Source organism: Polaromonas sp. P1_H6, from assembly GCF_056405195.1.
Window position 1 is genome coordinate 1 of record NZ_JBFUCN010000070.1, and the last position, 2420, is coordinate 2420.

2 protein-coding genes are annotated in these 2420 nt (G+C 62.1%); both read right to left on the reverse strand.

Features of this window, described 5'->3' with window-relative positions:
* A partial coding sequence (locus AC1D1F_RS24710; protein WP_477700883.1) for a tetratricopeptide repeat protein occupies positions 1 to 2136 on the reverse strand: 2136 nt, incomplete at its 3' end.
* A gap of 101 nt (positions 2137 to 2237) precedes the next feature.
* Positions 2238 to 2420: hypothetical protein (locus AC1D1F_RS24715; protein WP_477700884.1), on the reverse strand; the 183-nt coding region annotated here is incomplete at its 5' end.

Consider the following 2420-nt stretch of genomic DNA (forward strand, 5'->3'; position numbering starts at 1 on the left):
GTCACCGGCATGCGAGACCGCACGGGCGACATAGTCGTTGGGGTCTTTCGCTACCCACTCGGGCAGTCCGGCGTTCATCAGCAGGCCGACGCCTTGGCGTGACAAAAACCGCTCACCAGCCAGCGTCAGTACGGGAACGCCCATCCACAAGGCTTCCATCGTCGTTGTCCCACCTGGGTAAGGGAAAGGGTCCAGCGCAATGTCGACCTTTTGATAAGCCGCCAGGTAATTTTCCCGGGGAACATAGTTTTCCAGAACCAGTCGCCCAGGTTCGATACCGTGAGCCGCGAAACGATCCATGACCTCGCGCCGTGCGGACGGCTGCATCAGCTGGCGGGCCTTGAGGAACAGACGGCTCGACGGAACGGCTTTCAATATTTGCGCCCACAGTGCCACAACGGCGCTATTCATCTTGGTTAAATTGTTGAAACAACCGAAGGTGACATGGCCGTTGGAAAGTGCCGGAAGCGGCGAGACGGCAATGTTCGAGGGGGGCGGCGTGAAGCACAGCCGGGTCTCCGGCAGGCGCCAGATTTTCTCCGTGAAGTTGACTTCCTCGCTGGCCGGCAAGGTCCAGGGGTCGGCCAGCAGGTAATCTATGGCTTGCACCCCGGTGGTTGCGAAATAGCCCAGCCAGGACAGTTGCACCGGCGCGGGTTTCCAGGCGAATACGGGCAGGCGGTTGTGCGCGGTATGCCCTGAAAGGTCGATCAGGATGTCGATGCCGTCTTCGCGTATCAGCCCGGCCGCATGCTCATCGGAAAGTCCGACCAAAGGGCGCCACGCGCGGCAGCAGGCCTTCAGCCGCTGGCTCAGTTCGTCATCGCAGGTGCGTGTGGGATAGGCGAACAGTTCCAGCGAGGTGGCGCTGGTTTTTATCGCCGCCACAACCGCATCCAGAAAATAGCCCACCGGGTGAATGCAAAGATCCCCGGACACCACACCCACCCGCAGGCGGCGCCGGGAGTCCGGCGTGTTGTCCCAGGCCTGCGCCGGCCGGGCGTGGCGGGCGATGATGTTCCCAAACCGATTGGCCTGGGCCAACAAGTGCGCAACGGGTTGATCTGCCAGGTAGTTGTGCACGAAGAGCAGGTTGTTGTGGGCTTCCGTGAAGTCCGGCTGGAATTCCAGTGCGCGGCGGGTGCTCTCCAGAGAGCTTTCAAGCTGTCCAAGATCTTGCAGGGCATTTCCGAGATTGCTGTGGGCCTGCGCGTAATCAGGCTTGATGGTCAACGCCCGCCGGTGGCATTCAACGGCCTCGTCGAACTGCCCCTGTGACTGGAAAACCGCGCCCATGGCGGTGAGCGATTCGGCGAAATCGGGATTGATCGCAAGTGCTTGGCGGTAGCTCGACACAGAGAGCTCGGCTTGCCCCAATTCTGAAAGAAGATTTCCCAAGTTGTGGTGAGCCTCGATGAAGTTCGGCTGGATCTCCAGCGCCCGGCGGTAGCTCTCCGCCGCATCCGTCAGCTGCCCCAATGTACGTTGGGTGGCGCCCAGGTTGTTGTAGGCCAAGGCATTTTCCGGGTCTGCCGCGGCCGCCCGGCGGAAACTCGCGGCGGCATCCTTGAACCGGCCCTGTTTTCTCTGGACGGCTCCCAGATTGTTGAGCCAGTCCACATTGTCGGGATCGAGTTCCAGCATCTGGCGGTAAGCGTCAGCCACCTCACTGGAGCGCCCAAGCCGTTTCAGGAGGTCGGCCCGTTTTTCATGGGCTTGGGCGTGGTCCGGCTTGATCTTCAAGGCGCGGCGATAGCTCTCCACGGCTGCTTCATCCTGCCCCAGCTCCTCCAGAGTCGTTCCCAGGGCGACCTCCGCTTCCACGAACTCCGGCTTGAATGCGAGCGCCTGGCGGTAGGCCCGCGCTGCCGCCTCATGCTGAGCCAGCCGTGCGTGGGCGGATCCGATGTTGAAGTGGGCACCGGCTGAGTCCGGTTTGTACTGCACGGCCTTGGCAAACGCCTCCAGTGCATCCTGTGCATCGCCCCGGTCAAGCAGTATGGTGCCCCGGTTGAAGTGCGCCCGGGCAAAGTCGGGCGCCAGGGCAATCGCCTCGTCATAGCGCCGCAAAGCCTCTTCCGGTCGCCCTTGCTGCTCAAGTTCCAAGCCCCGTGCAAGCAGGTCATCGGCGCTCAAACCCGGATCCGGACCTGGACCCGGCGCAACTTGCGCATCTGCTTTTTCGGCAGCACGCGCCCCCCGCACAAATCTGTCAAATATTCCCATTGCTGTTCTCTTCATCCTGCTGTGGCGATTATGGAATTCTGCTCGCACCACAATTGCCACATGCCGCGCAGGGCGGCCTCGAAGTGGCCGGCAAAGCGCTGCGCATCGAAGATGGGTGAGTCCAGTACTTGCTGCCGCAAACCTGCGCGCAGCCTGGCCAGGCCCTGCAAGTCACCGGCATGCGAGACCGCACG